28 protein-coding genes and 1 tRNA gene are annotated in these 24,490 nt (G+C 67.7%); 15 read left to right on the top strand and 14 right to left on the bottom strand.

The genetic code is table 11. From position 1 onward, the window contains the following. Nucleotides 1-3: 3 nt before the first annotated feature. The 5 genes from ACODS2_RS07285 to flgB are packed head-to-tail and all read right to left on the bottom strand — an operon-like array spanning nucleotide 4 to nucleotide 2,640. Entirely contained in the window at nucleotides 4-744 is a 741-nt protein-coding gene (locus tag ACODS2_RS07285) for a flagellar basal body rod protein FlgF (protein WP_488998214.1), read from the bottom strand. A gap of 12 nt (nucleotides 745-756) precedes the next feature. After that, nucleotides 757-1,569: a flagellar hook-basal body complex protein gene (locus ACODS2_RS07280; RefSeq protein WP_298166835.1), complete on the bottom strand. Its 813-nt coding sequence runs from the start codon at nucleotides 1,567-1,569 to the stop codon at nucleotides 757-759. 26 nt (nucleotides 1,570-1,595) lie between these two features. After that, entirely contained in the window at nucleotides 1,596-1,877 is a 282-nt protein-coding gene (locus ACODS2_RS07275) for a flagellar hook assembly protein FlgD (RefSeq protein ID WP_488998213.1), read from the bottom strand. Next, nucleotides 1,877-2,290, bottom strand: coding sequence for a flagellar basal body rod protein FlgC (flgC, locus tag ACODS2_RS07270; RefSeq protein WP_488998212.1), 414 nt, complete (start codon nucleotides 2,288-2,290; stop codon nucleotides 1,877-1,879). The genes ACODS2_RS07275 and flgC overlap by 1 nt, the downstream gene beginning before the upstream one ends. Before the next feature lie 2 nt (nucleotides 2,291-2,292). Further along, nucleotides 2,293-2,640, bottom strand: a complete 348-nt coding sequence (gene flgB / locus ACODS2_RS07265; protein ID WP_488998211.1) for a flagellar basal body rod protein FlgB — start codon at nucleotides 2,638-2,640, stop codon at nucleotides 2,293-2,295. A 200-nt stretch (nucleotides 2,641-2,840) separates the two neighbouring features. On the opposite strand from flgB, the gene ACODS2_RS07260 reads away from it, so the two are divergent. The 8 genes from ACODS2_RS07260 to ACODS2_RS07225 all read left to right on the top strand — a co-directional run bounded on the left by ACODS2_RS07260 (nucleotide 2,841) and on the right by ACODS2_RS07225 (nucleotide 9,017). After that, complete coding sequence (locus tag ACODS2_RS07260) at nucleotides 2,841-3,518, top strand: MotA/TolQ/ExbB proton channel family protein (protein ID WP_488998210.1); 678 nt, start codon at nucleotides 2,841-2,843, stop codon at nucleotides 3,516-3,518. Beyond that, the gene (locus ACODS2_RS07255; RefSeq protein WP_488998209.1) at nucleotides 3,515-3,958 is read left to right on the top strand and encodes a hypothetical protein; all 444 of its coding nucleotides are present in this window, start codon (nucleotides 3,515-3,517) and stop codon (nucleotides 3,956-3,958) included. Before ACODS2_RS07260 ends, ACODS2_RS07255 begins: the two co-directional genes overlap by 4 nt. A gap of 94 nt (nucleotides 3,959-4,052) precedes the next feature. Then, entirely contained in the window at nucleotides 4,053-4,523 is a 471-nt protein-coding gene (locus tag ACODS2_RS07250; protein ID WP_488998208.1) for a flagella basal body P-ring formation protein FlgA, read from the top strand. A gap of 117 nt (nucleotides 4,524-4,640) precedes the next feature. Next, nucleotides 4,641-4,961, top strand: coding sequence for a flagellar biosynthesis anti-sigma factor FlgM (flgM, locus tag ACODS2_RS07245; protein ID WP_488998207.1), 321 nt, complete (start codon nucleotides 4,641-4,643; stop codon nucleotides 4,959-4,961). Continuing rightward, nucleotides 4,958-5,323 (top strand): flagellar protein FlgN, encoded by a 366-nt coding sequence (locus ACODS2_RS07240; protein WP_421836987.1) that lies wholly within the window; start codon nucleotides 4,958-4,960, stop codon nucleotides 5,321-5,323. Before flgM ends, ACODS2_RS07240 begins: the two co-directional genes overlap by 4 nt. A gap of 65 nt (nucleotides 5,324-5,388) precedes the next feature. Further along, on the top strand, nucleotides 5,389-6,189 hold the full coding sequence (locus tag ACODS2_RS07235; RefSeq protein WP_488998206.1) for a lysozyme family protein: 801 nt from the start codon (nucleotides 5,389-5,391) through the stop codon (nucleotides 6,187-6,189). A gap of 6 nt (nucleotides 6,190-6,195) precedes the next feature. Beyond that, nucleotides 6,196-8,289 (top strand): flagellar biosynthesis protein FlhA, encoded by a 2,094-nt coding sequence (locus ACODS2_RS07230; RefSeq protein ID WP_488998205.1) that lies wholly within the window; start codon nucleotides 6,196-6,198, stop codon nucleotides 8,287-8,289. Then, nucleotides 8,286-9,017, top strand: a complete 732-nt coding sequence (locus tag ACODS2_RS07225) for a sigma-70 family RNA polymerase sigma factor (protein ID WP_488998204.1) — start codon at nucleotides 8,286-8,288, stop codon at nucleotides 9,015-9,017. Before ACODS2_RS07230 ends, ACODS2_RS07225 begins: the two co-directional genes overlap by 4 nt. 49 nt (nucleotides 9,018-9,066) lie before the next feature. Here ACODS2_RS07225 and ACODS2_RS07220 read toward each other — a convergent pair whose 3' ends face one another. Then, nucleotides 9,067-9,588, bottom strand: coding sequence for a hypothetical protein (locus ACODS2_RS07220; RefSeq protein ID WP_488998203.1), 522 nt, complete (start codon nucleotides 9,586-9,588; stop codon nucleotides 9,067-9,069). A 378-nt stretch (nucleotides 9,589-9,966) separates the two neighbouring features. Here ACODS2_RS07220 and ACODS2_RS07215 point away from each other — a divergent pair, with 378 nt between their 5' ends. After that, the gene (locus ACODS2_RS07215; protein WP_488998202.1) at nucleotides 9,967-10,752 is read left to right on the top strand and encodes an SDR family oxidoreductase; all 786 of its coding nucleotides are present in this window, start codon (nucleotides 9,967-9,969) and stop codon (nucleotides 10,750-10,752) included. Nucleotides 10,753-10,887: 135 nt separating this feature from the next. On the opposite strand, the gene ACODS2_RS07210 is transcribed toward ACODS2_RS07215, so the two are convergent. From ACODS2_RS07210 to ACODS2_RS07195, 4 genes are all read right to left on the bottom strand, one after another. Continuing rightward, on the bottom strand, nucleotides 10,888-11,496 hold the full coding sequence (locus ACODS2_RS07210) for a LysE family translocator (RefSeq protein WP_488998201.1): 609 nt from the start codon (nucleotides 11,494-11,496) through the stop codon (nucleotides 10,888-10,890). Next, on the bottom strand, nucleotides 11,497-12,189 hold the full coding sequence (locus tag ACODS2_RS07205) for a VIT1/CCC1 transporter family protein (protein WP_488998200.1): 693 nt from the start codon (nucleotides 12,187-12,189) through the stop codon (nucleotides 11,497-11,499). A 66-nt stretch (nucleotides 12,190-12,255) separates the two neighbouring features. Then, entirely contained in the window at nucleotides 12,256-13,005 is a 750-nt protein-coding gene (locus tag ACODS2_RS07200; RefSeq protein WP_488998199.1) for a L,D-transpeptidase family protein, read from the bottom strand. Between the two features lie 115 nt (nucleotides 13,006-13,120). Then, on the bottom strand, nucleotides 13,121-13,921 hold the full coding sequence (locus tag ACODS2_RS07195; protein WP_488998198.1) for a transglutaminase-like domain-containing protein: 801 nt from the start codon (nucleotides 13,919-13,921) through the stop codon (nucleotides 13,121-13,123). Between the two features lie 95 nt (nucleotides 13,922-14,016). Here ACODS2_RS07195 and ACODS2_RS07190 point away from each other — a divergent pair, with 95 nt between their 5' ends. Continuing rightward, nucleotides 14,017-14,700 carry a retropepsin-like aspartic protease family protein gene (locus tag ACODS2_RS07190; protein WP_488998197.1) on the top strand — a complete coding sequence of 228 codons (684 nt, stop codon included), beginning with the start codon at nucleotides 14,017-14,019 and terminating at the stop codon, nucleotides 14,698-14,700. Here ACODS2_RS07190 and ACODS2_RS07185 read toward each other — a convergent pair. Next, nucleotides 14,645-15,880: a DUF418 domain-containing protein gene (locus ACODS2_RS07185; protein ID WP_488998196.1), complete on the bottom strand. Its 1,236-nt coding sequence runs from the start codon at nucleotides 15,878-15,880 to the stop codon at nucleotides 14,645-14,647. The two genes, ACODS2_RS07190 and ACODS2_RS07185, sit on opposite strands and share 56 nt — an antisense overlap. A gap of 6 nt (nucleotides 15,881-15,886) precedes the next feature. Next, complete coding sequence (locus ACODS2_RS07180) at nucleotides 15,887-17,011, bottom strand: SPOR domain-containing protein (RefSeq protein WP_488998195.1); 1,125 nt, start codon at nucleotides 17,009-17,011, stop codon at nucleotides 15,887-15,889. Between the two features lie 292 nt (nucleotides 17,012-17,303). Between ACODS2_RS07180 and ACODS2_RS07175 the strand changes: the two genes are divergently transcribed. The 3 genes from ACODS2_RS07175 to ACODS2_RS07165 are packed head-to-tail and all read left to right on the top strand — an operon-like array spanning nucleotide 17,304 to nucleotide 19,947. Next, a complete protein-coding gene (locus tag ACODS2_RS07175; protein WP_488998194.1) occupies nucleotides 17,304-18,032 on the top strand; it encodes an AAA family ATPase in 729 nt (242 codons plus the stop codon). Nucleotides 18,033-18,049: 17 nt separating this feature from the next. Continuing rightward, nucleotides 18,050-18,571 carry a hypothetical protein gene (locus tag ACODS2_RS07170; RefSeq protein ID WP_488998193.1) on the top strand — a complete coding sequence of 174 codons (522 nt, stop codon included), beginning with the start codon at nucleotides 18,050-18,052 and terminating at the stop codon, nucleotides 18,569-18,571. Between the two features lie 29 nt (nucleotides 18,572-18,600). Continuing rightward, nucleotides 18,601-19,947, top strand: a complete 1,347-nt coding sequence (locus tag ACODS2_RS07165) for an SPOR domain-containing protein (protein WP_488998192.1) — start codon at nucleotides 18,601-18,603, stop codon at nucleotides 19,945-19,947. A 93-nt stretch (nucleotides 19,948-20,040) separates the two neighbouring features. Here the strand turns inward: ACODS2_RS07165 and ACODS2_RS07160 are convergent, their stop codons facing one another. Both ACODS2_RS07160 and ACODS2_RS07155 read right to left on the bottom strand, forming a co-directional pair. Continuing rightward, nucleotides 20,041-21,270 (bottom strand): dihydroorotase, encoded by a 1,230-nt coding sequence (locus tag ACODS2_RS07160; RefSeq protein WP_488998191.1) that lies wholly within the window; start codon nucleotides 21,268-21,270, stop codon nucleotides 20,041-20,043. Further along, entirely contained in the window at nucleotides 21,267-22,304 is a 1,038-nt protein-coding gene (locus tag ACODS2_RS07155) for an aspartate carbamoyltransferase catalytic subunit (protein ID WP_488998604.1), read from the bottom strand. The genes ACODS2_RS07160 and ACODS2_RS07155 overlap by 4 nt, the downstream gene beginning before the upstream one ends. Nucleotides 22,305-22,391: 87 nt before the next feature. On the opposite strand from ACODS2_RS07155, the gene sppA reads away from it, so the two are divergent. Together sppA and ACODS2_RS07145 are read left to right on the top strand one after the other, a co-directional pair. Next, nucleotides 22,392-24,287 carry a signal peptide peptidase SppA gene (sppA, locus tag ACODS2_RS07150; RefSeq protein WP_488998190.1) on the top strand — a complete coding sequence of 632 codons (1,896 nt, stop codon included), beginning with the start codon at nucleotides 22,392-22,394 and terminating at the stop codon, nucleotides 24,285-24,287. A gap of 87 nt (nucleotides 24,288-24,374) precedes the next feature. After that, nucleotides 24,375-24,459 (top strand) — tRNA-Leu (locus tag ACODS2_RS07145). Nucleotides 24,460-24,490: the final 31 nt, after the last annotated feature.

The raw sequence follows: 24,490 nt of genomic DNA, 5'->3' as shown, positions 1-24,490 counted from the left end.
CTATCAGGTGAGGCGCATGAGGCCGGCGCCGCCTTCATCGAGCTCGCGCGCGGTGGAGATGAGCTTGGTGCGCATGTCGAACAGGCGCTGCGCCTCGACCATTTCAACGAGGACGCGGGTAGGCTCGACATTGGACTGCTCGAGGCTGCCGGGCTGGAGGCGGGCTTCCTCATCCGCCGGAAGCGCGCCGCCACCGGGCACACGGAAGAGGCCGTCGAGCCCCTTCTCGATGCGCGAGCCAGCGGTGCTGACGAGCTTGAGGCGGCCGACTTCCTGCGGCGGCTGGTCGGGTGCTTCGGGCAAGGCGGCCAGCACGCGGCCATCGGGAGCGATGGTGATCTTCGCGCCGGGCGGCACGGTGACCGGCCCCGCATCGCCGACAACCGGACGGCCATCGCCATTGGTGAGCACGCCGGTGGCATCGACCGCAAGATCGCCGCGCCGGGTATAGGCTTCCTCGCCGTCCGCGCCCTGCACGGCCAGCATGGTGCGGCCCGTGAGCGCGACGTCGAGCGGATTGCCCGTCTCGATCACCGCGCCCTGCTTCATGCTGGCGCCGCGCACTTCGCCGCGCGTCATCGCGCGCGCTTCGATGCTGGGGCCTTTCAGCGTCATCGGATCGGCGTTCAGCATCTCGGCGCGAAAGCCGATGGTCTGCGCGTTGGCCATGTTGCTGGCGATCACCGCTTGCGTGACCATCGAGCCGGTGAGGCCGGAGTAGGCGGTGTAGATCAGGCGGTCCATTTCAGATCAGCCTCAGGTGCGCAGGTTGATGATGGTCTGCGAGATCTGCGTGGCGGTATCGATCGCCTTGGCATTGGCCTGGAAATTGCGCTGCGCGGTGATCAGGCCGACCAGTTCCTCCGAGAGATCGACGTTCGAGCGTTCGAGCGCGCCCGAAAGGATGCCGCCGTAGAAGCCCGAATCAGGTTCGCCATAGGTGGCGGTGCCGGAAATGCCGGTGGCGCTCCAGCTCGCCGAGCCTTCCTGGCGAAGGCCGCCCGGTGCGAGGAACGTGGCAAGCGCGAGCTTGCCGACTGCAACGTTGCTACCATCGGCGTAAGAGGCCGTGATCACGCCGTTCTTGCCGACAGCGACGCCGGCAAATTGCGCGCCTGCGGTGTTGGCGGCCGGAATCTGCACCGATCCAGGGGTGGTGCTGGTAACGGCCCCGGCGGCGTCGGTGGGGAAGGCCTGCAGGCGGTTGCTATTGCCGCGCACGAGATAGCCATTCTCGTCAATCTCGAAGCTGCCGTTGCGGGTGTAGAGCGTATCGCCCGAGACCGCCGAGGTGGTGGTGAAGAAGCCGTCACCGCTCACGACGAGATCGAGCGCGTTGCCGGTCTGCTCGACCGGGCCCTGCTTGAAGTTCTGGTTGATCGCCTCAACCGTGGCACCGATGCCGATCAGAAGCTTGGGATTGGTGAAGGCGCTGCCCGCGACGATATCGGAGAAGGCGACGCTGCTCTTCTTGAACCCGTTGGTTTCGGCATTGGCGATGTTGTTGCTGATCACGCCGAGATCCGTCTGGGCGTTCTTGAGGCCGTTGAGCGAGGTGTAGAACGACATTTACAGGGTCCTTTCGGTTGGCAGGGTCAGAGCTTCAGGCCGCTGAGCTTGTCGAGCTTGCCTTCGATCGATTTCAGCGTGTCGCTGGTGCTGTTCGCCGCCGAAAGGCTGGAGAATTGGGCGAGCTGGGCGATCATCTGGCTGTTGTCGACCGGCGCGGTCGGGTCCTGGTTCTGCAGCTGCGCGGTGAGCAGCTTGATGAAATCGTTGGCGCCCAATGAGCCCCACGAGTTCTTGGCAGTGGTCGTGGTGGCTTTGGCGGCGGAGGTGGTCGCACTTGCGGCGGCGTAGGGGTTCACGGCTGTCATCACTTCATCCTCATCGTTTCGAGCATCAGCTGCTTGGCGGTCTGCATGGCCTCGACCACGTTCTGGTACTGGCGGGCGCTTTCCATCATCTCGACCAGCTCGGCGTTCTCATCGACTGGAGCTTCCCAGACATCGCCGTTGGCATCGGCGAGCGGGTGATCGGGATCGTGCATGCGCACCGGGGCGGCATCGCTGCGGTAGACGCCCGCAACGCGCACGGTGGCGAGGCCGCTCGAGCGGTCCAGTTCCTCTGCGAACACCGGACGCAAGGGCCGATAGGCCGCGTCCTGGCTGGCGGCGACATTGCCGGCATTGGCAAGGTTGGAGGCCGAGGCGTTCATCCGCACGAGCTGCGCCGACATGGCGCGCGCGGTGACGTCGAACAGCGAGAGGGGCTGACCGCTTGCTGCCATCGTCATTCGCCCTTGATCGCGCGGGTCAGCGTTTCGACCCGGCCACGAATGAAGGAGAGCGTGGCGGAATAGCCCACTGCGTTTTCGGCGAAGGCGGTCTGCTCGGTGGCCATCTCGACCGTGTTGCCATCGAGGCTGGGCATGACCGGCATGCGGTAGCGCGTGGCGGCCGACAGGGCCTGGGTCTCGCTTGCGCCGCCGGTGCGCGCCTTCAGCGCGGCGGTGAAATCGATGTCCCTGGCCTTGTAGCCGGGGGTGCCCGCGTTCGCGAGGTTGGAGGCGAGGAGGCCCATGCGCTGCGAGCGCAAGGTCAGCGCCGCGCCGTGGATGCCGAAGAGAGTGTCGCTCATGGTCTGTGGCCTAGAAGACGGTTTTTCCTGCCATGGGATCAGCAAGGGGCGTGCCAACCGCGCAAATGCTGGCGGTTGGCGGGGGCAGCCGGTGCCTGACCGGCAAGCGCTTGCCGGGTGGCGGCAAAATGCTTCCCCTCGCTCTGAAGTCCGGACGCGGGCTGCCGTTCTGGGATGGCGAAGGAGCGAGGCAGGCAGCGATGGACTTGGCGCATATGCTCGACCCCGTGGCGGCGGGTATTGTCATCGGCGGAACGCTGGGGGCGACCGCCCTGCGCAGCGGCGTGGCGGATTGCCAGGCCGCGCTGGCGGCGCTGGGCGCGCTGCAGCGACCACGCTTTCGCGGCGATCTGGTGCGCGGCGCGCTCGCGCCGACGGTCGCGCAGGCCGAGCGCGAGGGCTTGCTGCGGACAAGCCTGAGGCCAAGCGGCGATGGCGCGATCGATGCGGCGCTGGCCGCGCTCATCCAGACCCGCAGCCTTGCCGCCTTCGTGAGCAGCGATGATGCCGCGCGCGAAACCCGCGTGGCATGCGCGCTGCGCGCCGTGCGCACGCTGGCACTGGGGGCGGAGCTGTCCCCGGTGTTCGGCCTCGCCGGAACGCTCGTTTCGCTCAGCCAGCTGCCGGCCGAGGGCCTCGCGCGCGGGGCCTTCATGGGCGCGATCTCGATGGCGGTTCTCACCACGCTTTATGGCCTCTTGCTCGGCAATCTGGTGCTTGCGCCGCTCTCGCGCGCGGTGGAGCGTCGGGTCGAAGCGGAGGAAGCGGCGCGGCGCGAGATCGCCGACTGGCTGATCGCGAAGTTCGCCCCGGCTTGTCCGCCGGTGCAGGCGGGTGGCGGCGCAGCCAGGCGCGCCTACTTGCGCGAGGTGCCATGACTGCACCACCGCACGGGCTTTATCGCGCGCCGATTGCGATGCCGTGGCAGACGATCCTCGCCGATCTGGCGCTGATCCTGTTCATGATGACGGCGGCCGCGCTGGCCAATGCGCCCGATGGGCCGCTGCTGCCGAACGGTCCGAAGCCGGTGCCCCAGCTGCGCCCGCCTGCGCCGTCTGCGCGCGGTGAGCCAGTCGGCGTGTGGCGCGATGGGCCGGGATCGCCCGGCCTCACCGAATGGCTGGCGCAGCAGGCGCGCGACCCTCGGCTGAGGGTTTCAATCCTCGTGCGCCATGTGCCGGGTCACGAGCGGGCAGCGCTGGCGCGGGCCGAAGCGCTGATGGCCAAGGCGGGTGCGCGCGGCGCGGGGGCACGGATCGTGATCGAACCGGGCGGCGAGGACGGCGCAAGCGTCGTGCTGGCCTATGATGCGGAGTGAGGTGGCATGATGATTGCAGCGATGGGGGCCTTGCTCCCTCTTGCGAAAGCCCTCTGCGATGGCCGCTCTTCGACCTGCTCTCCTTGCCGCATTGATGCTGGCCCCGCTTCCGGCGCTCGCGGCACCGCTCACCGACCTTGCTGCGATCGACATGGCGGTTGCAGCCTTTACCGGGCAGCAGATCGGCGTGCCGGGCGGCGCGGCGCAGCCGGTGGACCGGCGGCTGCGGCTGGCGGCGTGCAGCGCTCCGTTGGCGCTGTCCTGGTATGGCTCGGCGGAAACGAGCGTGCTGGTGCGTTGCCCCGACGCAGGCGGCTGGCGCGTTTTCGTGCCGGTAAGCGCGGCGCGGGCGGTGCCGACGGCGGCGCCCGCAGCCATGGCCGTGATGCGCGGCGAGGGCGTGACGGTGAGCGTGCAGGGCGATGGCTTCACCGTCTCGCAGCCGGGCGAGGCGCTCGAAGCCGGTGCGGTGGGCGCGTGGATTCGCGTGCGCACCGCAGCCAAGGCCGATCCGCTGCGCGCCCGGGTGGTGCGGCCGGGGCTGGTCGAGCTGCCGGTGGATTGAGGGCCGAGGCGGCGAAGCGCTGCCGCTTGCTGCCGCATCCTGCAAAATTTTTCCGCCCCCGCTTAAACTCTCCCTGCAACGGCCGTTCTGGTTTGCAGGAAACGCGAGGAGCGGACCATGTCATCCTTTGAAATCGGTGCAGCGCGCCCGGTCAGCGCGGTGCCAGTTGCAGGGCAGGTCACTAGTGTTGGGACCGGCAGCAAGCCCGTCCAGACCGAAGCCACGGCTGAAAGCCCCAGGGCACCGGCATCGGCTGCCGCCGCAGCTGCGCCGCAGGTGGAAACCAGCGATGCGGTGAAGGCGGGCGCTGCCCCGGTCGACCAGGAGCGGGTCTCGACGATCCGCCATGCCATCGAGACCGGTACATACCCCGTGCTCCCGACCAAGATAGCCGATGCGATGATTGCGGCCGGGATGCTGCTGAGGAGCCCCAAGTGAGTGCAGTTGTCGATACGGTGCAGCCGATCCGTCGTCCGATCGATCTGCGCGATACCTTGCGGCAGATGCTGGCCGTTCTGGAGGACGAGCGGCAGGCGCTTGCCGGGCTCGACGTCGACGCAATCATGGGCTGCGCGGTGGACAAGAACGCTCTGTGCGGACGCCTCGACACGACCGCGCCCGAGGCGATCGACGAGGAATGCCGGGGCCTGCTGGAAGCCGCGCGCCGCGTGAACGAGGCCAATCGCCGCGTGCGCAACCTGATTGCGGCCAACGTTTCGGCGCGGCTGGATGCGCTGACTGGCCAGCCGGCGCTCTACCGTGCGCAGGCGCCCCATGCGCGGATCATCCGCGCGCGCTGATTTGGCACGCAGCTTGCTTAAGACCTTCCGGCTGCCGTGTGACGGCAGTGCGGAAAGGGACCCAAGTGAGCGAGCCTTCGACGATTGCCACAACGCCAGTGCCGCGTCCCGCGCCCGATGTGAGGGGCGCGATTGCGCGTGCGGCGGCGGCGACCGGCACCGACTTCTCCTATCTCATGGCGCAGGCCCGGCTCGAATCCGGGCTCGATCCGCAGGCGCGCGCGGCGACTTCGAGCGCGGCGGGGCTCTACCAGTTCACCGGCCAGACCTGGCTTTCGATGCTCGACAAGCATGGCGCTGCGCTGGGGATTTCCGGCGGGAGCGATGCGTCCTCGCGCGCGCAGCTCCTTGCGCTGCGCTCCGACCCCGAACTTTCCGCGCTGATGGCGGGGCAGCTTGCCAATGACAATCGCGATTTCCTCTCCGGCATGCTCGGCCGCGATCCCGATGCAAGCGAACTCTATCTGGCGCACTTTCTCGGCGCGGAAGGAGCCGGGCGGTTCCTCGGCGCACTGGAGAGCAACCCGGCGCAGAGCGCGGCAGCGCTGCTGCCCAAGGCGGCGGCGGCCAACCGGGGCATCTTCTTCGGGCCTGCCGGCGCGCGTTCGGTGGGCGAGGTGATGGACCTGCTGCGCGGGCGGATGACAGCGGCGATGAACGCGCCGGATGGCCCGCTGCCCGCCTATGCCACCGCATCCGAAGCACCGCGCGGCGGGCCGATCCAGCAGGCGTTCGATGCGGCAAATGGCCCGCAAACGCGCTCGATGGCCGATACCTTGCGCGAGGCTTTCGCGCTTGCGCAGCCGGGCGCGGCTCCCGCCCATGTCCGCGCGGCCTATGGCCAGCTGCGCAGCCTGGGGATCTGACCGGCCATGCTGAAACGCTTCGGCCAGCCCGGCGCGCTGGCGCTTCCCGGCGGCATCCTGATCCTGATCGCGCTGATGATCATGCCGATCCCCTCGTTCCTGCTCGACGGGTTCTTCGTGCTCAATATCGCGCTTTCGGTCGCGATCCTGATGGCGGCGATGAATGCGCTGAAGCCGCTCGACTTCTCCTCGTTCCCCTCGGTGCTGCTCTTCGCGACGCTGCTGCGTCTCGCGCTCAATGTCGCCTCCACCCGCATCGTGCTGGTGCGCGGGCACGAAGGCGGCGCGGCGGCGGGGCATGTGATCGAAAGCTTCGGCGAGTTCCTGATCGGCGGCAATTTCGCGGTCGGGCTGTTCGTGTTCATGATCCTGATGATCATCAACCTGATGGTGGTGACCAAGGGCGCGGGCCGCGTTTCGGAAGTTTCGGCGCGCTTCACCCTCGATGCCTTGCCCGGCAAGCAGATGGCCATCGACGCCGACCTCGCGGCAGGCCTGCTCACCGCCGACGAAGCCAAGGCGCGGCGGCGGGAAGTGGCGACCGAGGCCGATTTCTATGGCTCGATGGATGGTGCCAGCAAGTTCGTGAAGGGCGATGCGGTCGCCGCGCTGCTGATCCTTGGGGTCAATATCATCGCCGGTTTCTGCCTTGGCATGCTGAGCCACGGGCTGACCGCGCAGGAAGCAGCGCAGCGCTATATCACCCTCGCGGTGGGCGATGCGCTGGTGGCACAGGTGCCTTCGCTGCTGCTCTCCATCGCCGCTGCTGTGATCGTGACCCGCGTTTCGGATACGCGCGATCTTGCCGGCCAGATCGGCGGCCAGTTTGCCGCGCCCGGCACCTGGCTGCCGGTTGCGGTGATCATGGGCGCCATCGGGACGATCCCGGCTATGCCGCAGATGGTGTTCCTGCCCGCTGCCGGCTTGGCCGGATATATCTGGTGGAGCCTGAAGAAGCGCGAGGCGCGTCTTGCCGTGCCGCCGCCGGTGGTTGTGGAAGCGGTGGACCCGGCGAAGATCACGCTGGAGGAGGTATCCGACCACACGCTGGTGACGATCGAGCTGGGCTACGGCCTAGTCCATCTGGTCGACGAGAAGCGCGGTGCGCCGCTGGTGGCGCGCATCACCGGAGTGCGCAAGCAGCTCTCGCAGAGCTTCGGCTTCGTGGTGCCGCAATTCCGCGTGCGCGATAGCCTCGATCTGATGCCCGATGCCTATCGCATCGTGCTGGGCGGCGTGGCGCTGGGCGGGGCGAGCATCAAGGCCGAGAAGGTCCTCGCCATTGATGCGGGCGAGGCCAATCCCGATCACAGCTTGCGCGGCGAGGCGACCACCGATCCCAGCTTCGGCTGCCCCGCGCTGTGGATCGAACCTGGCCAGCGCGACCACGCGATTGCCGAGGGATTCCTCACCGTCGATGCCTCCACGGTCGTCGCGACGCATCTCAACCAGCTTTTGGGCGAACGCTCGCAGGCGCTGCTCGGGCCGGATGAAGTGCGCGCGATCCTCGAAGGCGTGCGCGAGCGTTCGCCGGGGCTGGTCGAGACGGTGCATCCCGCGCCGATCACGCTGGGGGCGATGACCCGGCTGCTGCATGCGCTGCTGGAAGACGGGGTGAGCATCGCGCACCCGCTGCCGATCCTGTCCGCGCTCGCCGAAGCGGTGCTGCAGACGACCGATCACGAGCGGCTGGTGGACCTTGTCCGCGCCGATCTGGGCGGGCTGTTGGTGGCGCGCATCTGCGGGCCGGGCGAGCGGCTTGCAGTGCTGACGCTCGATGGCGGGCTGGAGCAGATGATCGTGGGCGGGATGCACGATCCCGTCACCGGGCAGCCGGTGATCGAGCCTGATCTGGCGCGCTCCATCGGCGAGCGGATCGCCGCGATCATCGCGGAGCGGGGGCCAGCCGCCGCGCCCGTTGCCCTCATCGTCCAGCCGCGCGCCCGCCGCGCGCTTTCCGCGCTGCTGCGCAGCCGCGCGCCGCATTGCGCGGTGCTTTCGATTTCCGAACTGCCGCCCAGCCAGCCGATCGAAGTGATCGAAGTGGTGGGCGCCGCTGAAGACCCATCCGCACATCCCCCACAGGATCTTGCCGCATGAGCCACGACCACCGCAGCTTTGCCGCCGCGCGCGCCTATCAGGGCGGCACGGCGGACCGCATCCGCCGCTTCCTGCCAATGGTGCGCCGCCTTGCCTGGCACGTTCACGGATCGGGCCGCGCCGGGATCGAGATCGATGATCTGGTGCAAGCCGGGCTCGTCGCGCTCACCGAATGCGCGCAGAAGCATAGCGCGCCGACCGAGGACGGCTTTGCCGCCTATGCCAAGCTGCGCGTACGCGGCGCGATGGTCGATCTGGTGCGGCGCTCCACCCCGCTCTCGCGCAGCGCCAGCGACCGGCGGCGCCTGCTGGCAGGCTCGGCGCAGGCGCTTACAACCACGCTGGGCCGCCCGCCGAGCGAGGACGAACTGGCCGAAGCAATGGGCATGACCACCGCCGCGCTCGGCGAACTGCGCGCCGCGAGCGAGCCGATGCGCTTCGAGCCCATCGACGATACCTATACGGACAGCGACATGGCCTTCGCCGACGACCGGCCCGACAGCTTCGAACTGCTGGCCGACGAGCAGACGCGCGGGGCGGTGGTGGCGGCGATTTCAGGCCTGCCGGAGCGGCTGCAGATGGTGATCCAACTCTATTTTGTGGAGGAGCTGAACCTTGCGGAGATCGCGGAGGTCCTCTCCGTCAGCGTGCCGCGCGTGCACCAGCTGAAGGCGCAGGCGCTGGATAAGCTGCGGGCGGCGCTGGGGGATGAGTTTGATGTGCTTTAGGGGGGGGGCGCGCGATTTGCGGTTGATCGCCGGAATTGGTGGGACGCAGTCATTCGCTTAGTTTTAGTATGAGCGCGGCGGCGAGATGCCGCGTAAGCTCAGTTACAAGATCGTGGTCTTGCTCCGAAATCGAAGACTGTGCCCAAGGCACGACCATGGCTATTGGACGTTGAGGCAGTGTGGTCATTTCATCGAAAGGTTTGCTTAAACCCGACACTTGATAGCGCAGGGTTGAAGCGCAAATATTCTCGGCGAACATCGCCAACATTTGAGCCTCAGCAGCAGGTGCCGTTCCTAACACGACTACGGACGATGAGGCGGCTAAATCGTGGGCATAGAGGATAACCATAGCTCCACTACCGGTAGCCGTGCACCGAATACGAATGTGGCTAAGTGGCCCTTGAAGATGCTCATCGAAGACCGGGCCGTAATGTTCGATGAGAGACGTGCAGACCTCGATCCAGCGAGAAGACAGGTCCTCAAACCGCCATTCGCCCACGCCCAGCAACTCACCGTCGAGGACAAAAGGAGCTATCCAGAATCGATCAATCGGTTGGGCGATTGTTTTCATCGGCCTAGCATACAGCGCGCGCAACAATGTCTGCAATTGGGCGCAATTCGTCATTCAAAATTGTCTTGGCGGCCCAGTGCATTCCCGAACCAGCATGTGCCGTAAACGCTTCACCTTGCTTCGTCATTGCGAGCGCAGCGAAGCAATCCAGGGCGGTTCTGCGCGGTTCTGGATTGCGTCGCTGCGCTCGCAATGACGAGCGGGGAGAATGGGGCGTATCCGGGCACTGGGCCTTCAGCGAGTCAACGACTGCGCGGCCAAGCCCGCCATTCCCCTCTCCCAACCCTCTCCCCTGAAGGGGAGAGGGCTTTTAGCGGTTGTGATACTTGCACCGTCTCCCACAGCGGCTTAATCGCGCGGTTAAAGGAGAACGATGCCATGAAGATCGAACAGGGTATGGCTGCCGTCGTGACTGGCGCGGCTTCGGGTCTGGGGCGGGCGACTGCCTATGCGCTGGCGGCTGCGGGCGCGAAAGTTGCCATCTTTGATGTGAACGCTGAGGCGGGCGAGGAAGTGGCCAAGGCGATTGGCGGGCTGTTCTGCCATGTCGATATCACGAGCGAGGAATCGGTGGTCGAAGGCTTTGCCAAGGCGCGCGGGGCGCATGGGCAGGAGCGGATCACCGTCCACTGCGCAGTGGTGCACCGCAAGGGCAAGACCGTGGGCCGCAACAAGGAAACTGGCGAGTTCACCCGCCTTTCGACCGAGGACTATGCCTTTGCCGCAAACGGCGTGCTGATCGCCAGCTACCGGGTGGCGAGCCTTTCGGCGCTGGGCATGGCGCATGCCGAGCCGCTTGAAGGGGACGGCGAGCGCGGGACGATCATCCTGACAGGTTCGGTCGCGGCGCAGGATGCGCAGATCGGGCAGGTGGCTTATGGTTCGCTGAAGGCGGGCGTGGTCGGCCTCGTGCTGCCGATGGCGCGCGATCTGATGGACCTTGGCATCCGCGTCAACGCGATCCTGCCGGGCATTTTCGATACGCCTCTTCTGGGCCGCGTGCCAGAGAAGGTGCGCGCAGGGCTCAACGCTTCGGTGCCGTTCCCCAAGCGGCTTGGCCTGCCGGAAGAGTTCGCCAGCCTTGCGATGGAGCTGGTGCGCAATTCCTACTTCAACGCGCAGGCGATCCGGCTGGATGGCGGCATCCGCATGGCGCCCCGCTAAGGCACCGCTAACCCACCCGCTACTCCCCGTCGGCCCGTGCTTGACACGGGCCTTGGCTTCCTTTTCGGGCGCGGCGCTGGAAGAAGAGCCCAACCTCGTGTCGAGCACGTGGCGAAGGTGAGGAGGTGTTGTGGCCTAGCCTGATTTGATCGCCAGAAACGAGGCCGCAACGCCCAGCATCACCACGGCAAAGCCCCGCCGCACCCACTTGGTGCGTGCGGGGTCTGCCAGCCAGGCCTGCGCGTGGCTGCCAGCGAGCACGATGGCGAGGTGGATCGCGGTGGCGATGCCGGTGCTGACAAGCGCAAGGGTCAACGCTTCGGTGAGGCCAAGCGTGCGGCCGCCGAGGAACTCCGGCGCGACGACCACGAAGAACAGGTAGGCCTTCGGGTTGAGCAGATTGAGCAGCGCGCCGGTGGCGAAGGCGCGGCGCGTGGCGGTGGGCGGCGGGGCCTTCTCCGCGCCGCGCCAGGCCTCGATCGCGAGCCAGACCATCATCGCCGCCCCGGCGATGCGCAGGCCGTGGAGCAGCGCGGGCATGGCGGTGAGCAAGGTCGCGAGGCCGAGTGCGGCGAGCACCCCGTTGGCAAGGAGGCCCAGCGCGACGCCAGCGACGGCGGAGAGGCCGCTGCGCCTGCCTTCAGTCGCGGCGAGGCCGGCGAGCCATGCCATGTTGGGGCCCGGGGTCAGCTCGATGAGCAGGACCGCGAGCGCGAAGCCGGTAAGGTCGAGTGTTCCTGCCACCTAGACAGCCGTGCCCACCAATCGGCCGATCCCCGCCGTGATCGCCATGGCGAGCGCGCCCCACACGACGACGCGCAGCACCGGTCTCCCCATCGCCGCGCCGCCCGCGCGCGCGCCGAACGCGCCGAGGAGCGCGAGGAACAGGATCGAACCGGCGGCCGTGCCGGTCACCATGAGCCCCAGCGGCAGGAATGCGGCCAGCAGCAGCGGCAGGAATGCGCCGCCTGTGAACATGGCCGCAGAGGCCATCGCGGCGAGAACGGGCTGCGCGGCGGTCGTTTCATTGAGGTGCAGTTCGTCGCGCGCGTGGGCGCCAAGTGCGTCCTTGGCCATCATCTGGCGGGCGACTTCCTTCGCGGTCACCGGATCGACGCCGCGCGCCTCGTAGATCGCGGCAAGTTCGTTCTGTTCGCTCGCCGGATCGGCAGCGAGTTCGGCGCGTTCGCGCGCCAGGTCGGCGGTTTCGGTATCGGATTGGCTGGAGACCGAGACATATTCCCCCGCCGCCATCGACATCGCGCCCGCGACAAGGCCGGCTGCGCCTGCGACCAGCAGCGCCTGCCGTTCCGCGCCCGAGGCGGCGACGCCGAGGATCAGGCTGGCGGTAGAGACGATCCCGTCGTTGGCGCCGAGCACGGCGGCGCGCAGCCAGCCGATCCGGCTGACAAGGTGGCGTTCATCGTGGGGTCGCATGCGCTTTCTCCTTAACCCGTCCATGGCCCTCATGGACCTGCTGGGACAGGAGAAAAACGATTCAGATCAAGAATCGCGGCTCGCGGCGACGGAGGGGCCGGTCGGCGCAGCGGCCTGGTTCTCGATGATCGGTTGGCCAACGCCGAGGCGCTTGCCATCGGTGATGATCACCTTGTCACCCAGGGTGGCAACGCCAAACAGGCGCTTGGCGAAGCCATCGGGCACGCCAATGCAGCCGTTGGTGGCATAGCCGCGTTCGACCTTGCTACCGTGGATCGAGACGCCGTCATTGGTGAGGCGCAGCATCCAGGGCATCGGCGCATCGTAGATGCTGGAGACGTGGTCGGCGTCCTTCTCGCTGATCGGGAACACGCCGGTGGGGGTGGGCTTGTTGCCATAGCCCTTGAGGATGGCGGCAGCGCCGATTTCGTGGCCATCGCGGAAGACCGAGATCGTGCGCGCCTCAAGATCGACGGTGACGACGACAGGTCCGGTCGCGGCGGCGCGTTCGTCCCAGAAATATTGGCCGAACTTGATCGGTTCATCGATCTTGAGGATCGACTTGACGACGAAAGCGCTGTTTGCGGGAGCCGGTGCGGGGGCGAGCGTGGCGGGCTTGGCCAGCGGCGCAGTTGCCGGGGCGGCGGCGACATGGGCTTCGGCCTGCGATCCGCCGAACAGAACCTGCGCCACGTCCTTGCCAACATGGAATGCGAGCAGCGAGGCGAGCGACATCGCGATGAAGCCGAGCGGCGCGCTGACCCAGCGGGAGCGCAGCAGATCGATCAGGCTCTTGGCGGACGACGACGCAGGCATCTGGGACAACGCTCCTTTCGCGTCCCCAAATAGCGTAAACGAAGGGGTTGGCGAGCGCCATTCCAGCCGCGTCCCGCCTAGGGACGGCGCAGGCTGCCGCCCTTAAGGAGTGTGGTTAACCTGCCGTTACTGCGCGCACTTCGATCGCCAGCTGGCGCAGATCGGCCTGGCCGAAGCTGGTGAGGAAACTGGTGTCCGCCGCATCGCGGCCCACCGCGATCCGCGCGAACGAGGCGGCGTCGGCCATGCCGGTCGGATCAACCATATGCCAGCCCCCCGCGCCTTCCGCATTCGCCAGCCACACTTCCGCCACCGCGTGGAAATCCTGAGGCTTGACCCAGGCCCCGTATCCGCTGGCAAAGCGCGCCGGGATTGCGGCGGCACGGGCGAAGCAGATCAGCGTATGCGCATAATCCCGGCACACCCCGCGCCGCTCGACAAAGCTGTCGATCGCGGTGGTCGAGGCATTGCTCACGCCGGGCACATAGCGAAAGTGCGCCGCGATCCAGTCGCGCATCGCCGCCACTTTCGCGCCGCCTTCGAACGCGGCAAATTCCTCGTCAACGAATGGTGAGAAGCGGTTGGCCGGGCAATAGCGCGAGTCCATCAGATAGGGTACCGTCTCGCCCGGCAGGCGGTGCGGTGGCAGCGCGGCGAGCGTTTCCAGCGGCACCGGGCGGCCCAGCACCTCGACCTGAGCCGCATAGGTCACCGTGCAATCGCCTTCCTGATGCAGCCAGATCCGTTCGCCAATCCCGTCCTGCGCGGGCACACGCGAAAAATGGCCCGCAGGTGTGCTATCGAGCGTGCTCGCGAGGAGCCGCTGGTCGGCCGTCGCGGCGGCTTCGATCTGGAGAAGGCTGTCAGTCGGCTCTGCGCAGTGCCAGGTCATAAGGGTCGTGATGGAAAGGTGCATGGGGTGCCCGGGGCGAGGCCGTGATGGCCGCAGCGCATTGGTGGTTAGGACGGGTTTCAGCATGATGAAAGGTTCGCGTGGGTAATGGGTTCCGCATGACGCAGATTTATGCCTGGCTGGAGCGGGGTGCCCCTTGGCTGGGGCAGCTTTCGCCGCTGTTTGCCGCGACCTGTGCGGCGCTTGCGCTGGTGGCCGTGGGCGGTGCGCTGGCCTCGCGCGGGGGGAGGATCGGCGGGGCGGTGCGCTTTGCGGGCAACCTGCTGATGCTGGCGGTGTTCGCCCTCGCGGTCATGCGCTTCGTGCGGATGGACCCCAGCTTCGATGCGGCGCTCCACAGCATCGGCGGGCCGGCTCAGACCGTATCAGGCGGGGAGACGCGCATTCCGCTCGCCGCCGATGGGCACTACTGGATCAAGGCGCAGCTCAACGGGGTGCCGCTGCGGCTGATGGTCGATACCGGCGCTACGGTGACGGCGCTTTCGGGCGATGTGGCGGCGGCAGCGGGGGTCGAGCCCGATATGATGCGCCCGCAAGCGTCGGTGGAAACCGCGAACGGCAGCGTCACCGCGTCTCCCGCACGGATCGATGAACTGCGTTTCGGATCAGTGGTGGCGCGCGATCTCGATGCCATCGTCATGCCAGCGGAGGGCGGGCCAAACGTGCTGGGGATGAACTTCCTCACGCGCCTCAAGGGCTGGCGGGTGGAAGACGGCGTGCTGATCCTTACGCCGCATCGGCCGCAGGTGGAATCGGCGAGCGAGGAACCCCCAGCCAGGTAAGCCTGCGCCACAGCGCCTCGAGCGGGCCTTGCCCGAAGCGGGCGAGCCACCAGCGCGGCCACGCGAGCATCAGCGCCCAGCCTGCCAGCACCACAAGCGGCAGTGCGCCGCGGGGCAGCACGCCGCCAAGGCCGAAGCCCCAGCCGGCAAACAGCGCGCTCATCACGAAAGTGGTGCCGAGATAGTTGGTGAAGGCGCAGCGGCCCGCAGCGGCGAGGCGCGTGCCGGCAGCGCTCTGATACAGGCGGGGCCACAGCAGCAGCAAGGCAGCGAGATAACCCAGCGTCATCGCAAGGTGCGGGATCGCGGCGAGCGAGCCCATGATGGCGAACATCGCGCCGGGCGGGAACCCGTGTAGCGCGGCCCAGCCGATCAGCACGGCGCTCATCGTGCCGCCGCCGCCGATGCCGATCACCGCCATCCGGCGCAGCGTGGCTTGCGTCCATTCGCCGGTGAACAGCCCCATGCGCAGCAGCGCCATGCCGAGCAGCATGAGCGGGAAGGTTTCGAAGAAGGTCGCGCCAAGGTTCGCGAGCGGGAAGAACGGAGCAGTGGTGAGGCGAAGCCGCACCGCTTCGAGGAAAGGGGCGTGGAGCACTTGGTTGTCGGCGGCGATCGAGGCGGCGATGCGGCCCATCATCGCGGTCTGTTCGGCGGCTTCGGCGGGGGAGCCGTGGCCCGCCAGCACGCGGCCTTCGGTGGCGATTGCGGCGATATCGCCGATCATTTCAAGCCCATGGCTCGCGAGGAAGAGGAGGAGCGCGCTCGCTGCCAGCGGTTCGGGCGCGAGGCGGCGCAAGGCAAAGGCGAGCATGCCGCAAACCGCATAGGGCAGGAGAATATCCCCCCACCACAGCAGCGCGTAGTGTGCATAGCCGAACAGCATCAGCAGGATCAGGCGGCGCACTTGCATGAGGTCGGGATTGGCACCGCGCCGCTCCGCCGCATCGGCGAACAGCATCATGCTTGCCCCGAACAGCAGCGTGAAAAGGCCGCGCATCTTGCCTTCGAACAGGACGTAGGCAGCGATGAACCACAATGCGCCGCCACTTTCGAAGTGGGGCATCGCGGGGCTGAAGGTGGCAAGCAGCGGGCCCCAGAACCCGGTCACGTTGATCGCGAGGATGCCGAGCACGGCAACCCCGCGCACGAAATCAAGTGCGCCGATCCTTTCGGGCATGTGACGTCAGGGCGCCACCACGAGGCAGGCGAAACCCCCGGCCTTGAGCGCGGCGCAGGCGCGCACCGCGCCGTCCTGTGAATAGCCGGTGGCCAGCAGGCGTGTCGCTGTGCCGGGCAGATCCTGCCGGGCATGGCCGGCAATCTCGGGCCGCCCCCGCACGCGCGCCCACAGCGCATCGGCATTGGCCTTCACCCCGAACGCACCGAGTTGGATGCGATAGGCCCCATTGCCGGAGGCAGATGCCACAGCAGCCGGCGCCAGTTTGGGCGGCGCGGGCTTTGGCGCAGCGGGTTTCACCGGCACCGGCTTTGGCTTTGGCGTGGCGGCGGGCTCCATCGGTGGCGGCAGATAAGCCACCGAAGGTTCGGAGTGGGAAGAGGGCGGAAGATCGACCTTCTCGATGGCGCCCGGCGGGGCCTTTGGCGCAGGCACCGTCCGCACCGGTGCGCCTTGCCCGCCAAGGTCTGCTGCGGCGAGTTCGCGCCCGCGCGCATCGGCGGCCTTCCGTTCCAGCTCGCTGGCGAGGCTGACGCCCATCTGGCGCTGTGCCAGCGGGATCGTCTGGTTCATCGTGGCAAGGCTGCCGGTCGCCTGCGCGAGACCGGCAGCAGCCGCCCGCGTCATCAGGGCATAGGCGCGCACCCAGTCCTTGGGCGCATAGTCGCCATTGTAGGCGGCGATGCCGAGCACATACATCGCGCGCGGTTCGCCTCGATCTGCGGCGGACTCCAGCCAGGGCATCGCTGCCTCGTGACGGTTCGTCTGGAACAGCAGGATGCCGTAGTTGTCTGCCGCCGCGATGTGGCCGAGGCGGGCGGCCTTGCCATAATAGGCCTCAGCCCTGACGAGATCCTTGTTTACCCCGCGGCCGAGCTTGTAGGCCTGACCGAGGTTGAACAGCGCATCGGCATCGCCCTTGGCAGCAGGGGCCTGCCAGGCTTTTACCGCCGCTTCGTAATTTCCGGCTGACCACGCATCCACTCCGGCCCGCACCGCCGCCGCGCTGGCCGTATCGGGCGGCGTCGGCGCCGTTTGCGGCAGGCCTTGCGCGGCGGGCGCAGCCGAAGCGGGCTGCATCATGCCCGAGAAGCCGAGTGTCGCCGCCACAAGGAGAGCAAATCCGCGCATGTCCGGTCGATTCTCCCTAGGAACTCGTTGCCTGAAAAGCAGGGTTAACGATGCCGTGCTGCATTGCAGTGCGCAAGAACAACCGCGGATGCTCATCACGCCCTACTGCATCTAAGGTAATTAGCGTAGATGGTTAATACAGAAAAGACAGCATCTTGGCGCCGGATCAGGGGGTGCCTTGCGCAAAATCACGTGCATCGGATGCCGCGATGTTAACCAAAATTTGAGGGTCTTCTGCGATCCCCGGGCAAGAGACCGTTCCGTTTGTTCGTCTTGCCCATAGGGGGGTACAGTGCGCGTATTGGCTTTGGCATCGCAGAAGGGAGGGTCCGGCAAGACGACCTTGTCCGGTCACCTTGCCGTGCAGGCGCAGCGCGCGGGCGCCGGCCCCGTCGTCCTGATCGACATCGATCCGCAGGGTTCGCTGTCTGACTGGTGGAACGAGCGCGAGGCCGAATTCCCCGCTTTCGCGCAGACCACCGTGGCGCGCCTGGCCAGCGATCTGGCCATTCTGCGCCAGCAGGGCTTCAAGCTGGCGGTGATCGATACCCCGCCCGCGATCACCATGGCGATCCAGTCGGTGATCTCGGTCGCCGAACTCATTGTCGTGCCGACGCGGCCGAGCCCGCACGACCTGCGCGCCGTGGGTGCTACAGTTGATCTGTGCGAGCGTGCGGGCAAGCCGCTGATCTTTGTGGTCAATGCTGCAACGCCCAAGGCGCGCATCACATCGGAAGCCGCTGTCGCGCTTTCGCAGCACGGCACCGTCGCGCCGATCACTCTGCATCACCGCACCGATTTCGCCGCTTCGATGATCGATGGCCGCACCGTGATGGAAGTCGATCCGCGCAGCAAATCGGCCGCCGAAGTCGAGGCGCTGTGGACCTATGTTTCCGAACGGCTCGAGAAGAATTTCCGCCGCACCGTGTTCGCGGTGCCGCAGCCCGGCCATGCCGCGCACTCCATGTCCGGCGCACCGCGCGGCGCAGGTGGTTTCGGCCGCCGCGTGATCGGCTCCTGAGCGAAGGACGCCGAAGCATGAGCGAACCCAAGCCTTTCGCCTCGCTGAGCCCGAGCCTGCTTGCCCGCAAGGGCGCGGCCCGTCCTGCGATGCGTCCACAACTCCTCCCCCTGACAGCGGAAGACCGCCAGTGGATGGGCTTCGGCCCGGCCGCTGATGCCGATGATCTGGGCTGGAACGATCATGGCGAGGGCTTCGCCCCGGCTGCGCCGGCTGGCGAAGTTGTCGCGATTGCCGCTGATGCGGTTCCCGAGCCTTCGCAGCCCGAAGTGTTGCGGCAGATCGAAACGCTGGCCGACATGCTGAAGGTGCCGGCTCCGGCGGCCTCCGCACACCGCAGAGAACGCGGCACTGCGCTCAAGGAAGGGCGCAAGGCGGCCTTTACGCTGCGGCTCGATGCGGCGCGCCACTTGCGCCTGCGCCTTGCCTGCACGCTGGATAACCGCAGCGCCCAGCAAATCGTGGTCGAGGCTCTCGACCGTTTCCTCGAAGCGAAGCCCGGTCTCGACGACCTTGCTCGCCGTGCCCTTCGTTCCTGACGCAAGCATTTCAACCGGGACTTCACGCCATGACCACCGCACACGACAGCAAGACTGACCGGAAATCCGCCTATAGGATGGCCCGGATCTGCGTGACCACCGCGTTGGCGGCCGGTCTTCTCTCCGGTTGCGCCGCAGGCGGACCGAACCACGCCAAGTTCGCCTCCAATGCGCAGACCGCGCTTGGCAAGGGCAGCACGGAAAAGGCGATCGGGCTGGCCGAACAGGCCGTGCTCGCCAGCCCGCGCAATGCGGCCTACCGCACGCTGCTGGGCTCTGCCTATCTGCGCGCGGGCCGCTTCGAGGCAGCGCGTCAGGCGTTCGACGAGGCGATGCAGCTTGGTGAGGACGGCGGCAAGGCTGCGCTGAGCCTCGCGCTGGCCGATATCGCGCTCGGGCGCGGCACCGAGGCGGTCGATACGCTCAACACCTATCGCGACAGCATTCCGGCATCGGACTACGGCCTTGCCATGGCCATGGCCGGGCAGACCCAGACCGGCATCGCCGCGCTGACCGATGCGCTGCGCGGCGGCGAGAACACCCCCAAGGTGCGCCAGAACCTTGCCTATGCCTATGCGCTTGATGGCAGCTGGAGCGAAGCCAAGCTGATGGCGCAGCAGGATGTCCCGGCGGACAAGCTGGCTGAGCGCCTGCAGACCTGGGCCTTCATGGCGCGCCCCGAAGACACCCGCCGCCGCGTGGCGAGCCTGCTCGGCGCGCCGGTCAATGCCGATGGCGGCCAGCCGACTGCACTCGCACTGGCAAACTTCCCCGAGGCGCAGAAGCTGGCCGAGGAAGCGGTGGCCATGTCGGCAACCCAGCAGGCGGCAAGCGGTGATGCGGCGGAACTCGCCAAGGCAGCCGCGACGGAAATGCCTGCGCCCCAGGCCGATGCCGCGGCACCCCAGCCGACGCTGGCCGATGCCTCAAGCGCGCCGACGCAGGCGAAGATCGCTGCAATCGACCTGCCGCCTTCGGCCGCTTCTGTTGCTGCCCCGGCGCCGCAGCAAGTGGTTTCGCACCCGGTGGTCCAGCCGGTGCATGCTGCTCGCAGCGCGCAGGCTTCCCCCAGCGCAAAGGGCAGCCATGTCGTCCAGCTCGGTTCGTTCGCCTCCTCCGACGGCGCCCAGCGCGCCTGGCGTCACTTCACCGCGCGCAACCGCAGCCTGGCCGGCTATCACAGCCAGGTCACGCAGGTTGCCGTCAACGGCCGCCAATTCTGGCGGGTGCAGGCGGTGGGCTTCACCGGCTTCGCGTCGGCGCGGCAGATGTGCCAGTCGGTCAAGGCCAAGGGCGGCGTCTGCCTCGTGATGGCCGACCCGGCGATGGTTTCGCCGCAGGGCCGCCCGACGCCGACGCGTATGGCGCAGCGCTGACCGTCACGCATTTGCGTTGTTGCCGGCCCGCTCCCCATCCGGGGGCGGGCCGGTTGCGTTTCAGGCCCGGTTCGCTTTAGGCCCGGTTTCCTTTTAGGCGATGCGGCTGCCGCCCTTGAACAGCGCGGTGACGCGGCCCTCGACCGGGCGGCGATCGAACGGGGTGTTGCCTGCGGTGGCCGCCATCTTGCTGCGATCAACGATCCACGGCCGCTCGGGCTCTACCAGCGCCAGATCAGCCTCAAGGCCGACCTCCAGCCGCCCGGCTGGAACCCCGAGCAGCGCGGCGGGATTGCCCGCGAGGAGCGCGAAGGCGCGTGCCAGATCGATCCTGCCATCGCGCACCAGCGTGAGCGTCAGCGGCAGCAGCGTTTCCGCGCCCGCCATGCCCGGTTCCGCATCGGCGAAAGGCAGGCGCTTGTCTTCCGCCCCGCGCGGATCGTGGCCCGAGGCGATGACGTCGATCGTGCCATCGGCCACCGCAGCGATCACCGCCTGCCGGTCCGCATCGCTGCGCAAGGGCGGTGAAAGGCGGCAGAAGGTGCGGAAATGCGCCAGTTCCAGATCGGAGAGCATGAAGTGCGCGGGGGTGACGCCAGCCGTCACTCGCACCCCGCGTGCCTTGGCGGCGCGGACAAGGTCGAGCGCGGCGGCGGTCGTGACCTGCCTGAGGTGGAGGCGGCAGCCGGTGAGTTCGGCGAGCGCGATATCGCGGGCGACCGCCAGCGACTCGGCTTCGGCGGGGGCGGAAGGCAGGCCGAGCCGGGTCGCCATTTCACCGGCGGTGGCGACGGCGTGGCCGGTGATCCCGGCGTCTTCGGCATGGGTGACGAGCACGAGGCCGAGCATCGCGCAGTAGCTCATCAAGCGGTGCATTACGCCCGAATCGGCGATCCAGCGCCGCCCGGTGGCGACCGCCCTGGCCCCGGCATCGCGCATCAGCGCGATTTCGGCGAGTTCGATGCCTTCAAGCCCGCGCGTCGCGGCGGCGAGGGGGTGGACCCACATATCGGGCTTGCCCGATTGCGCCGCGAAGCGGACGCGCGCCGGGTGATCGAGCGGCGGTCCCTGATCGGGCATCAGCGCGGCGCGGGTGATCCCGCCGAAGTGGAAGGCGGGCTTGTCGATGGCGAAAACGCCCAGATCGACGAGGCCGGGGGTGATTAGTGCGCCCCGAGCATCGAGCACGTCGTCACCCGGTTCGGGGCTGATGTTGCCGAGTGCGACGATGCGGCCATCCGCGACGCGCAAGGCACCTGCCTGCGGTGCGCCGGTGGGGAGGACCAGCCTGCCGCCAGTGATAGTGAGCGGACCGGGGGTCATGTCGCGGCTCCTTCCGCCGAAGCCCAGCCGGGCACGCCCCGCGCGCGGCGGGTGAGCACATCGAGGCAGGCCATGCGGATTGCGACGCCGCTTTCGACCTGGCGTGTGACGAGGCTGCGCGTCGGATGGTCGGCTACCTGGCTGTCGATCTCGATCCCCCGGTTCATCGGGCCGGGATGCATGACGAAGACATGGGGCGGCAGCTTCCCGAAGCGTTCGAGCGTGAGGCCGTAGAGGTGGCGGTACTCGCGCGGGGAGGGGATGAACTGGCCGGACATGCGCTCTTGCTGGAGGCGCAGCATCATCACGACGTCCGCGCCTTCGAGCGCCGCGTCGAAATCATGGCTCGGCGTCACCCCCATCGCGGCGATTTCGGCGGGCATCAGCGCGGGCGGGGCGCAGACGGTGACGTCAGCACCGAGCGCCGTCAGCGAGAGGATGTTCGAACGCGCGACGCGGCTGTGGAGGATATCGCCGCAGATCGTGACCTTGAGGCCATTGAGATCGCTGCTGGGCGCGAGGGCCAGCGCATGACGGATGGTCAGTGCATCGAGCAGCGCCTGCGTCGGGTGTTCATGGCTGCCGTCGCCCGCATTGAGCACCGGGCAATCGACCTTGTCGGCGATGAGCTGCACCGCGCCGGAACTGGCGTGGCGGATCACGATGGCGTCGGCGCGCATGGCGTTGAGGGTCATCGCCGTGTCGATCAGCGTCTCGCCCTTTTTCACGCTGCTGGTGGCGGCATGCATGTTGACGACGTCGGCGCCGAGGCGCTTGCCCGCGATCTCGAACGACAGCAGCGTACGTGTCGAGTTTTCGAAGAACGCGTTGATGATGGTGAGGCCCGAAAGCACCTCTGCGCGCTTGTGGCGCTGGCGGTTGAGCGCAAGCCATTGTTCGGCCTCGTCCAGCAGGTAGAGAATCTCGTGCCGCGCGAGGTGCGCAATGCCGGTGAGATCACGGTGCGGGAAGGCGAGGCCGCCTGCGGGGTATCGGCCATACGCGCTTGGGCTGGCCACTTGGTTCGATTCCATCATCGAAACCATGCCCCTAGTGCGCCTCTTGGGGTCGCTCAAGTGTTTCGGCTGGCATCCGCCCCTCGTGAGACCTAGATATCCCCCATGAAATTCGCCCGCTCGGTCTGGAAGATCCTCGTCGCCATCAAGGACGGCCTCGTGCTGCTCCTGCTCCTGCTGTTCTTTGGCGCGCTCTATGCGCTGCTGACGCTGCGGCCGACGCCCGGCGCGGTGCAATCCGGCGCGCTCTACCTCGCGCTGGAAGGCCCGGTGGTGGAGGAACGTGCGCGGTTGAAGCCGATGCAGCTGATTTCGGGCGGCGGGCCCTCCAAGGCGGTGCAGGAGCGCGATGTGGTGCGCGCGATCGAGGCGGCAGCGGGTGACGAGCGGATCAAGGCCGTCGTGCTCGATCTTGAAAGCTTTGGCGGCGGCAGCCAGGTGGCGATGACGCGCATTGGCGCGGCGATGGACAAGGTGCGTGCGGCGAAGAAGCCGGTGCTGGTCCGAGCGGGACTCTATACCGACGATAGCGTGCAGATCGCGGCGCATGCGAGCGAGGCCTGGGTCGATCCGCTGGGCGGCGCGCTGGTGGCGGGGCCGGGCGGCAGCAATCTCTATTTCAAGGCGCTGCTCGACCGCCTCAAGATCAAGGCGCACGTCTTCAAGGTCGGCACCTACAAGAGCGCGGTGGAGCCCTTCACCCGCGAAAACGCCTCGCCCGAGGCGAAAGAAGCACTCGGCGCGGTCTATTCCGCGCTGTGGGAGGCCTGGCAGGTCGATGTGAAGAAAGCGCGGCCCAAAGCCGACATCCAGCTGGTGACAAGCGATCCGGTGAAGTGGATCGCGGCATCGGGCGGCGATGCGGCCAAGGCGGCAGTGGCCGCCGGTCTGGTTGACCGGATCGGTGACAAGGTGGCGTTCGGCAACCGCGTGGCCGAGATCGTCGGCAAGGATACGGCTGGCGGTGAAGGCGCGTTCAAGGGCACCGCCCTCGCCACCTATCTCGCCGACCAGACGCCCTCGACCGATGGCAAGGCCATCGCCGTGGTGACGATTGCGGGCGATATCGTCGACGGCGATGCAGGGCCGGGCAGCGCAGGCGGTGACCGGATCGCCGAGCTTGTCGACAAGGCAGCGGCTAGCGGGGACTACGCGGCGCTTGTCGTCAGGGTCGATTCGCCCGGCGGATCGGTGACTGCGGCGGAGCGTATCCGCGCCGCGATCGCGCGGATGAAGGCGAAGAAGATCCCTGTCGCAGTTTCGATGGCAGGCCTTGCGGCGAGCGGCGGCTACTGGGTTTCGACACCGGCGGACCGCGTGTTTGCCGAGCCGGCGACGATCACCGGCTCCATCGGTATCTTCGCGATCATCCCGAGCTTCGAGGAAGCGCTGGGCAAGGCCGGGATCGGCACCGATGGCGTGCGGACCACGGCGCTTTCGGGCCAGCCCGATGTGTTCGGCGGCTTTTCGCCCACAGCCGAGGCGGTGATCCAGCAGCAGATCGATTCGGGCTATGCGCGCTTCGTCGGGCTCGTTGCCGAGGCGCGGCACAAGACCCCGGCGGAGATCGACAAAATCGCGCAGGGGCGCGTGTGGGACGGCGGCACCGCGCGGCAGCTTGGCCTTGTCGACGAGTTCGGCGGGATCGATGCGGCGCTGGCCTGGGCGGCCAAGGCGGCGGGGGCGACGAGCTGGCATCCCGTCTACCTCGGCACCGCAGCCGATCCGTTCGGCGCGCTGCTCGATCAACTGGCCGACAGCGAGGCGGACAGCGCGCATGTGCTTGGCACGCAAGGCGGCGCCAGCGATTTTGCAGCGCTCGCGGCCCAGCGGCAGGGCGCACTCGCGCAGCAGCTTCTGGGCGATCTTTCACGGCTGCTCGGCGGGACCGGGGCGCAGGTATACTGCCTTGAATGTGCCGGGATGGCGCCGCCTGCGGAGCCGGTGGCCACCCCTCCGGCTAACACCTGGCTGGCGCTGCTCGGGCGGATTGCCGGATAGGGACAACCGCTTCCCGGTAACACCTTTTGGCAAGGCTTGCCCTTTGCCCAGCGCTGCGATAGGGGCGGCGCTCGCATTTCGCCGGACGCGGGCGTGGCGGAACTGGTAGACGCGCTGGATTTAGGTTCCAGTATCGCAAGATGTGGGGGTTCGAGTCCCTTCGCCCGCACCAGACCCGCCCGGCCCGACCGGGAGCTTGGCCG

The sequence above is a fragment of the Novosphingobium sp. FG137 genome, assembly GCF_057809735.1.
Note: the sequence above shows the minus strand (reverse complement) of the source record. Positions and strands in the feature narration are given on the sequence as shown.

Coding starts and splice junctions, on each gene's coding strand:
- ACODS2_RS07180 (WP_488998195.1), bottom strand. CDS start 17,011: ATGCGCGGATTTGCTCTCCTTGTGGCGGCGACACTCGGCTTCTCGGGC.
- ACODS2_RS07165 (WP_488998192.1), top strand. CDS start 18,601: ATGACCACCGCACACGACAGCAAGACTGACCGGAAATCCGCCTATAGG.
- ACODS2_RS07250 (WP_488998208.1), top strand. CDS start 4,053: ATGCTGGCCCCGCTTCCGGCGCTCGCGGCACCGCTCACCGACCTTGCT.
- sppA (WP_488998190.1), top strand. CDS start 22,392: ATGAAATTCGCCCGCTCGGTCTGGAAGATCCTCGTCGCCATCAAGGAC.
- ACODS2_RS07230 (WP_488998205.1), top strand. CDS start 6,196: ATGCTGAAACGCTTCGGCCAGCCCGGCGCGCTGGCGCTTCCCGGCGGC.
- ACODS2_RS07155 (WP_488998604.1), bottom strand. CDS start 22,304: ATGGAATCGAACCAAGTGGCCAGCCCAAGCGCGTATGGCCGATACCCC.
- ACODS2_RS07280 (WP_298166835.1), bottom strand. CDS start 1,569: ATGTCGTTCTACACCTCGCTCAACGGCCTCAAGAACGCCCAGACGGAT.
- ACODS2_RS07215 (WP_488998202.1), top strand. CDS start 9,967: ATGAAGATCGAACAGGGTATGGCTGCCGTCGTGACTGGCGCGGCTTCG.
- ACODS2_RS07220 (WP_488998203.1), bottom strand. CDS start 9,588: ATGAAAACAATCGCCCAACCGATTGATCGATTCTGGATAGCTCCTTTT.
- ACODS2_RS07200 (WP_488998199.1), bottom strand. CDS start 13,005: ATGCCTGCGTCGTCGTCCGCCAAGAGCCTGATCGATCTGCTGCGCTCC.
- ACODS2_RS07185 (WP_488998196.1), bottom strand. CDS start 15,880: ATGCCCGAAAGGATCGGCGCACTTGATTTCGTGCGCGGGGTTGCCGTG.
- ACODS2_RS07225 (WP_488998204.1), top strand. CDS start 8,286: ATGAGCCACGACCACCGCAGCTTTGCCGCCGCGCGCGCCTATCAGGGC.
- ACODS2_RS07190 (WP_488998197.1), top strand. CDS start 14,017: ATGACGCAGATTTATGCCTGGCTGGAGCGGGGTGCCCCTTGGCTGGGG.
- ACODS2_RS07195 (WP_488998198.1), bottom strand. CDS start 13,921: ATGCACCTTTCCATCACGACCCTTATGACCTGGCACTGCGCAGAGCCG.
- ACODS2_RS07205 (WP_488998200.1), bottom strand. CDS start 12,189: ATGCGACCCCACGATGAACGCCACCTTGTCAGCCGGATCGGCTGGCTG.
- ACODS2_RS07275 (WP_488998213.1), bottom strand. CDS start 1,877: ATGACAGCCGTGAACCCCTACGCCGCCGCAAGTGCGACCACCTCCGCC.
- ACODS2_RS07170 (WP_488998193.1), top strand. CDS start 18,050: ATGAGCGAACCCAAGCCTTTCGCCTCGCTGAGCCCGAGCCTGCTTGCC.
- ACODS2_RS07160 (WP_488998191.1), bottom strand. CDS start 21,270: ATGACCCCCGGTCCGCTCACTATCACTGGCGGCAGGCTGGTCCTCCCC.
- ACODS2_RS07260 (WP_488998210.1), top strand. CDS start 2,841: ATGGACTTGGCGCATATGCTCGACCCCGTGGCGGCGGGTATTGTCATC.
- flgB (WP_488998211.1), bottom strand. CDS start 2,640: ATGAGCGACACTCTCTTCGGCATCCACGGCGCGGCGCTGACCTTGCGC.
- ACODS2_RS07255 (WP_488998209.1), top strand. CDS start 3,515: ATGACTGCACCACCGCACGGGCTTTATCGCGCGCCGATTGCGATGCCG.
- flgM (WP_488998207.1), top strand. CDS start 4,641: ATGTCATCCTTTGAAATCGGTGCAGCGCGCCCGGTCAGCGCGGTGCCA.
- ACODS2_RS07285 (WP_488998214.1), bottom strand. CDS start 744: ATGGACCGCCTGATCTACACCGCCTACTCCGGCCTCACCGGCTCGATG.
- flgC (WP_488998212.1), bottom strand. CDS start 2,290: ATGGCAGCAAGCGGTCAGCCCCTCTCGCTGTTCGACGTCACCGCGCGC.